Below are 7683 nucleotides of genomic sequence, written 5' to 3'. Positions count from 1 at the left end.
AAGCAATTCCCGAAGGACTATTCGATCAACACCTAGATGTGACCAGCTTTAAGAATTGCTTCAAAAATTGCACGGTCCTGACAACGATTCCCGAAGGCCTATTCGACAAGCATCTGAAAGTGACAAGCTTCGAGGGATGCTTCGAGGGATGCCGAACACTGACTGAAGTGCCGACCCGACTGTTCGCCAGCCCGGTGGCCACAAGCTTCTCCAATTGCTTTTCGGGATGCTCCTCACTGACCAAAGTGGCGGACGACCTGTTTAGCCGAAACGAAGCAGCGACAAAATTCTCCCACTGTTTCGAAGCTTGCAGCTCTTTGACGGAATTGCCGAACAAATTATTCGCCAACAATAAGAAGGCAACAGATTTCTCCCACTGTTTCGTATCTTGCAGAGCTTTGACGGAATTGCCGGACGATTTGTTTATCCATAACACGGAGGCGACAGATTTCTCTTATTGTTTCGGAGATTGCGAAACTTTGATGAAATTGCCGGACAATTTATTCACCTACAATACGAAGGCGACAGATTTCTCTTATTGTTTCAGCTATGGAAAGCTGAAAACCGTGCCCAGATTCTTGTTCGCCACCAATCTGCAAGTAACAACTTTCAAAGCATGCTTTCAAAATTGCGAAGTATTGGCTCCGAACGAAGATATATTCTGTAGTTCATCCGCACTTAAAACCAGATTTGCGACCCGCCCAGATATCTCCATGTGTTTTTACAATATAGGTAGCGCAGCCGAGAGCCGAGGACCGGCTCCAAAGCTCTGGCAATTGACAGAAATATATAAAAACTACACAAATCTGTGTAAGGACTGTTTCTCTAGTGCATGCCTCAGCAATGTACAAGGCAACACAAATCTCGGAGAATTTGGACGTACAGGTGTTTATGTAAATAAATAAACCGATATAATTCATAACCCACCGGAAAAGAAGCGAAACTTTGATTCGATTGTCTCTTAAATTACAATAAAATAAGAATCGGCACAGGTTGAATGAGGTAAAGGTACCGTCCGGTGTACCTTTACCTCACAACGAATAATCTTGAAAGACAAGCAAATAGAAACACACCTTACAAAGGGGAGATGGTTAAAATATAGAATGGTAAATCTTTGCTTTCTGGCCCAAAAAGCATACCTTTGCGGAAGCGTCACAGATCGTAGGTTGGAACGTATAACCATCGCACTTTTATAAATGAGCATCACCCGAAAAAAGAAACAAAACGGACTTTTCTACACAAAAGCCGAAGAGAGAATAAATACCCTCTCGCACGCCGCAGGTATCCTGATGGGGATTATTGTCGGTACGATATTTCTCGTGAAAGGCTATCAGAGTGGAAACTTCTGGGCTGTATTTGGCATCTGGCTCTATCTCTTCGGTATGCTTGGCTCTTACGTCTCCTCTACCCTCTACCATGCGCTGAAATACCATAATCCCTGGAAGAAACGGTTGCGGAATTGGGATCATGCAGCTATTTACTGGCACATTGCAGGCAGTTATTCACCCGTCACGCTGATTGCACTGCGGAATGAAGGTGCCTGGGGATGGGGATTGTTCGGATTCGTCTGGCTATGCGCCATAATCGGCACTATCGTGAGTTTCCGCAAGATGGAGGAGCATAGCAATGTGGAAACCATTTGCTTCATTGTCATGGGATTGTCCGTACTGGTTGCCTTCAAACCTCTATATGCCATTGCCGCAGGAACTTGCTACTGGATGATTGCCGAAGGAGTCTGCTACATCACCGGAGCCGTATTCTACTCTTTCCGACAGCGATATATGCATTCTGTCTTCCACTTCTTCGTACTGGCAGGATCGGCATGTCACATGGTGGCGGTATGGCTTATCCTATAAAATAAATACGCAGGAAATTACATTAATCCCCTTACAACACATCACATACACGCCCATCCGAATTTACGCACAAGTTCCGCCAACAGGCTACGGTCTTTTACAGGGAGATTAATTACCACATTCTCACGCATATCTCCTGACAATATATATCCCTCAGCAGGCAATTTATCTTCAGGCAACGATTTCTCCATGAGCCTCTCGTGTTGATATTGCCCCATCTGAAACACTACATCAAAATATTCATGTTTGTTTTCAGGATGAATGAAAAGTGAGCGTAAATCTATACCGCCACTCAAAAAGTCTTCCAAACGCCGGGCAGAAATACGAATACCTGTATAGCGACAAAGCAATTCATCTTCATATAGCAAACAAAGATACAAAGTATCAAAGGCATCACGTGCCACAAAAAGCTGTGGTACATCACAGAAATCCAATATCTTTTCTATCCTTAATACATTTTCCATAATCAGATTACTTTAGCTTGTGAAACATCAAAATCTTTCGTTCTCCACCAAGAATAATGTGCAATGCCGAAAGTTTTCTTTATCATCCCATCTTTAGGCTTCAATTCAACCAAGGCAATATTTGCATTCCTGAACTTTGGAAGCTTCAATCTTTTCTCAGCCTCTTTTCTGTCAGAAAACAAAGAAACGGCTCTTGTTATACACTCATCTACGCCCAGCCCCTTAAACACTTTGTCCGGTTGCAGTCTTCTCTGCGAAAAAAAATCTACCGATTGCGCAGGATTGCCGTTTGCTATTCTGTAATAATAACCATCACACTGTTGAGCATCTTCTGGTGGACATTGTTCTGGCAACAACTCAAACCATTCTACTTCCATTATTTCCTTGTCTGTGTATTTCTCGCAAAGTTACTGCTTCTGTACAAGTAAACAAATATTTCTCAGAATATTTATCAACCCAAATATATCACCATTTCACAAGATATTTATGCAACAAGTTATCCTGAATCGAATTCAACGCATGTTCCATTTTCACTTCTTCGTACTGGCAGGGTCGGCATGTCACATGGTGGCGGTGTGGCTTATCCTATAAACATCCATCTGCTAAAATATATTAATTAAAGTCTCTCTTCCTTGCTTTTCTCCTTAGCATCATTTACGTTTGCAGTGTTGTACATCAGTGCAACACCTATAAAGTTATGATAAAGATAGAGAATATAAGCTACGGCTATAAGCCTAAACAACCTATTTTCAGTGATATATCTCTAAAAGTAGGCAGTGGGATATACGGACTCCTGGGAGAAAACGGTGTAGGAAAAACAACACTGATACATCTCATTTGCGGACTTCTTTTCCCTTGGAAAGGTGAATGCAGCATCGATAACAGTAACTCCGCCCGAAGAAGTCCGGAATTGCTGAACCGCTACTTCTTTCTACCGGAAGAAATGCAAATGCCTACTGAAAGTATCTATCAGTTCGCCGCCCGCCATTCCGTATTCTATCCCCGTTTCAGCCGCAAGGATTTCGAACAGAACCTGGAAGAATTGCACATCGATGGAAAACAGAAACTTTCCGCCGTCTCCTACGGACAACAGAAGAAAGCGATGCTGGCGTATGCCTTAGCCCTGCACACTCCCCTCACCCTGCTCGACGAACCTACCAACGGCCTGGATATCACCTCCCGGCAAGCCTTGAAACGTATCATCAGTCGCACCGTGGATGATGAAAGCACCTTGTTCATCTCCACTCATCAGGCACACGATTTCGAAAACTTGCTGGATCACCTCATCATCCTCAGCGAAGGCGAAATCTTACTGAACCGCTCACTGGATGAAATCAGCGAACGGCTGCTTTTTGTCCGCACAGCCTATCTACCCGAAGATAGCCTTTATAGCGAACAAGACCTGCATGGCTACTTCTCCATCCTGCCTAATGAAGAGGGAGAAGAGAATACACCGGACATTGAACTACTGTATAAGGCAGTGCTGCAAGTACCGGAGAAAATTAAAATGATATGGAACGAATAAATCATAAGAAGAAATTATGAATACAACTTTTAATCTGAAACGTTTCTTCCTATTGGAGAAATACAAGAAGCAAGAAACCGGAAAACACTTGTTATGGAGTGCAGGTGTCGTTCTGGGGATTTGTATTCTCTGTATGATGTATGATATTAATAAAGGAATGAGTTATTATACCGAACATACACAAGCCAATTACTTTTGTAGATATATCTTGTGGTATATCTGCATTGCTCCTTGCCTATTAGAGCCAAGTATGACCAAGCACAATTCTACCCTTTATTTGTTGCTGCCCGCTTCTGCTTTTGAGAAGTTCCTTCACTTATGGATGAAATATATACTCATACTCCCAATATTTTGTATAATACTGATATTAGGAATGAAAGGGGTACTTACCCTATCAGGTACCGGCTATCTGTCACACTTCGGTAATCACATGGAACTTTATATAATCCAAAAAGATCAGATCCTGACATATAGCCTGTTACAAGGTACCTTTTTTATCGGTTGCATAGCCTTTAAACAACAAAAACTAATAAATTCTTTTGTTGTCTTATGCTCCTGCCTTATTGCCTTTTTCGGAATCATACTTTCTATAAGTTTATGGGAACCGGCCGACAACAGCCACGGATATTGGATAGCAAACATATCCTATCCGATATATAACTTTCCGATGAGCAGTACGGGAGAAGCCATCATCGCTTTCTGCAACTATGCCACTCCCCCGCTGTTTATCATCGGAACATGGGTATCAGTCTACTTCCTGCTCAAAGAAAAACAACTGTAAGCTATGGAGTTTAAAACCAACAAACCAATATACCAACAGATCGTAGACTTCTGTTTCAGCAAGATACTCACCCGGGAATGGCGGGCGGAAGAGCGGGTAGTCTCGGTCAGGGAGCTTTCTACACAGCTTGCCGTGAATTCGCGCACCGTAATGAAAGCCTACGAATACCTACAGGCGGAAGACATTATTTATCCGGAACGGGGTATGGGCTTCTATCTGGCAAAGGATGCGGTGAAGAAAGTGATGAAGACACAGAAGAAAGAATTCTTCGACAACCAACTGGCCGATGTATTCCTCAATATGGAACTGCTCGGCATCAGCATAGATGAAGTGATAGAACGATATAATAAACTTAAAAACAGCAGTTCATGAAGAGATACGCAAAGACAGCATTATGGATTACCTTCGGACTCCTCTTCGTGCTCATCATAGTCAAAGTTTTTACTCTGATGTACGAACTGAATTCCGCTGTACAGTCTTAACTTTTACAGCCTCGACGCCGAAAGTATAAACATCTGAAATACAAATTATAGAATCTTCCCTGACAGGGAGGAGTGCCTTCTACATCTCTAATCAAACAGTAATCTACTAACAGGAACGAATATGAAAACAAAACTATTTTTACTACTGACTGTCCTTTCCGTACTCAGTACGCAGGCACAGCACCTTACAATCAAAGGACGTGTTACGGATACTTCTCAAGAAGCCATCATAGCCGCCAATGTATCGCTATGGACCACGGACTCCACTCTGGTGACCGGAGTGACTTCGGACACGCAGGGTAAGTTTGCCCTCAATAAAATCAAGGCGGGTAATTACCGCCTGGCCATTACTTTTATCGGCTATCAAAGTGAAGTCATCCTACTGAAACTGAACAACAACCTCGACCTGGGCGATGTACAGTTGCAGGAAGATGCCGTAAGCCTGGGTGAAGTGACCGTATCCGCCAGCAACGTACTTCAACGCGTGGACCGTCAGATTATCCTGCCCACCGAGAGCCAGCTAAAACGCTCGTTCGGTGCCTACGATCTGCTGAATAACCTCGGCATCGCCCGTCTGCAAGTGGACAAATTCACCAATAGCATGAGCATCAGCGGTGGCGGAGCCGTACAAACCCGTATCAACGGCATCAAAGTGACGGACAAGGAAATAGCCGCCGTCAGAGCCAAAGACGTGCTACGCGTGGAGTTCATCGAAGACCCGGGCAAGCAATACGGTGACGACGAACTGGGTGCCGTAGTCAATATTATCCTGCGTCGCCGCGAAACGGGGGGTGTGGTGAACTTCCAGCTTTCCGACTCGCCCCATACCCTGTGGGGAGAGAATTTCCTGAGTGCGAAGTTCAACTACAAGAACTCCGAATGGGGCATCGACTACTTCAACAAGAATGGCAAATACCACAGCCGCCTCGAATCTCACGAAACGTTCTATCTGGGCGACCGTACCATCGACCGCATCAAGGAAGGTATCGAAGATGAATCTCCCGCACTCAGTTTCATCAACAACCTGAATCTGACTTACAATCTGACAAAAGCGGACAAGTATGTATTCAACGCCATCTTTCGCAATAACCTCAACAACGCTCCCTATCAGAATGAACTGAACAAAATGTGGGCGGCAGGCGATACGGAATCTATTTATTCGTACGTCAACAACCATTCGTCCAGCTATTCTCCGGCACTCGACCTTTACTTCCAGCATACCCTGCCCCATCAGCAGAGCATTCAGATGAATGTGACGGGAACGCTCATCCATACCAAAAACAACCGGAAATATAAGGAGTACAAAAACGAAAATACGCCACTGGCAGACATTCAGACACTGGTAGACGGTGACAAACGCTCCATCATCGGTGAGGCCATTTATGAAAAGAGTTTCAAGGATGTAAAACTAAGCGGCGGTGCCCGCCACTATCAGATGAGGACGGAAAATGAGTACAAAGGCTCCAACCCCACAACTTCGAAGATGGATCAGGCACAGACCTCCGCTTTCTTTGAGGTGCAGGGCAAGGTAAAGGAGTTCAGTTATGCAGGCAGCGTAGGCATGACGCGCGCCTGGTTCAAGGAAAGTGACGAAGACCATGCTTACTATACTTTCACGCCTACCGTACGATTGAGTTATAATTTGAAGAAAGCGGGTTTCCTGCGCTATCGGTTCAATATTAGTCCCGCCATACCTTCACTCGGTTCGCTGACGGATGTGGAACAGGCTATTGATACCATACAGATTGTTCGTGGTAACCCATTGCTGAAAACATACCAGCAGTTCACAAATTCCTTGTCCTACAGTTATTCTAAGAAACAGTTCAATGCCAATCTGAACCTGCGCCATCAGTATTACGACAGTCCCATCATGGAAAGTATCTTCGTCGAGGATGGAAAACTGATACTGAAAGATGAAAACCAACGCTCGTTTCAAAGCCTGAATGCGGAACTGATGATCGGCACAAACGGGGCAACACTGTTCGGACTGAAAGATTTCCTGACTCTTTATGCTTCGGGAGGATACACCCGCAGTTGGTCGGAAGGTTTAGAATACAGCCACACGTACGATGAATTTTACTACAGTGTGATGGCGCAACTGCAATACAAAGGCTTCTCTTTGCTCGGGCAATTCAGGAAGGTGCAGAACAACTTCTTCGGTGAGACCATCAAGAAGAATGAAAATCAGACGGCATTTATGGCAATGTACGCCAAGCAGAACTTTCAGGCAGGGATTGGTGTTCTGTTTCCTTTCACCAATAATTATAAGGTGGGAAAAGAACGCATCAGTGAGGTGGCTCCCTTCCGTTCGGAAACTTTTGTGAAGGAGACGGGGCAAATGTTCATACTCCGCATAGGCTATACGTTCGAGTTCGGCCGCAAGCACAAAGCCGGAAACAAGGGATTGAACAATAGTGATACGGACAGTGGCATCATTGACATGCAGAGATAAAGATCCGGATATAATTTCATTTCAGCCCTCTTTGTGAAAAGAGGAAGTCCAAAGGGCGAGGTGGCGGATTATACAAATTGCTTCATGTATAATTCATTAATTACCTGACTGCCGCCTCCCCTG

General features: G+C 44.4%; 7 protein-coding genes and 1 pseudogene. 6 read left to right on the top strand and 2 right to left on the bottom strand.

The window, feature by feature from the left end; translation table 11 throughout:
- Both BACCELL_RS19165 and trhA read left to right on the top strand, forming a co-directional pair.
- Window positions 1–905 (top strand): annotated as a pseudogene (locus BACCELL_RS19165) (hypothetical protein); the annotation flags it as partial.
- 291 nt (window positions 906–1196) lie between these two features.
- A complete protein-coding gene (trhA, locus tag BACCELL_RS19160; protein ID WP_007213669.1) occupies window positions 1197–1856 on the top strand; it encodes a PAQR family membrane homeostasis protein TrhA in 660 nt (219 codons plus the stop codon).
- Between the two features lie 41 nt (window positions 1857–1897).
- On the opposite strand, the gene BACCELL_RS19155 is transcribed toward trhA, so the two are convergent.
- Together BACCELL_RS19155 and BACCELL_RS19150 are read right to left on the bottom strand one after the other, a co-directional pair.
- A complete protein-coding gene (locus tag BACCELL_RS19155) occupies window positions 1898–2320 on the bottom strand; it encodes a DUF6575 domain-containing protein (protein ID WP_007213668.1) in 423 nt (140 codons plus the stop codon).
- Window positions 2321–2322: 2 nt separating this feature from the next.
- Complete coding sequence (locus BACCELL_RS19150) at window positions 2323–2697, bottom strand: hypothetical protein (protein WP_007213667.1); 375 nt, start codon at window positions 2695–2697, stop codon at window positions 2323–2325.
- A 320-nt stretch (window positions 2698–3017) separates the two neighbouring features.
- Here BACCELL_RS19150 and BACCELL_RS19145 point away from each other — a divergent pair, with 320 nt between their 5' ends.
- The 4 genes from BACCELL_RS19145 (at window position 3018) to BACCELL_RS19130 (ending at window position 7560) form a co-directional block, all read left to right on the top strand.
- Entirely contained in the window at window positions 3018–3845 is an 828-nt protein-coding gene (locus BACCELL_RS19145) for an ATP-binding cassette domain-containing protein (RefSeq protein WP_007213665.1), read from the top strand.
- Between the two features lie 16 nt (window positions 3846–3861).
- Window positions 3862–4626, top strand: a complete 765-nt coding sequence (locus tag BACCELL_RS19140; protein ID WP_007213664.1) for a hypothetical protein — start codon at window positions 3862–3864, stop codon at window positions 4624–4626.
- Window positions 4627–4629: 3 nt separating this feature from the next.
- Window positions 4630–4998: a GntR family transcriptional regulator gene (locus BACCELL_RS19135; protein WP_007213663.1), complete on the top strand. Its 369-nt coding sequence runs from the start codon at window positions 4630–4632 to the stop codon at window positions 4996–4998.
- Between the two features lie 231 nt (window positions 4999–5229).
- Window positions 5230–7560, top strand: coding sequence for a TonB-dependent receptor (locus BACCELL_RS19130; protein WP_007213662.1), 2331 nt, complete (start codon window positions 5230–5232; stop codon window positions 7558–7560).
- Window positions 7561–7683 lie beyond the last annotated feature (123 nt).

The sequence above is a fragment of the Bacteroides cellulosilyticus DSM 14838 genome, from assembly GCF_000158035.1.
GTDB lineage: Bacteria > Bacteroidota > Bacteroidia > Bacteroidales > Bacteroidaceae > Bacteroides > Bacteroides cellulosilyticus.
This window is presented reverse-complemented; position numbering and strand designations above follow the sequence as displayed.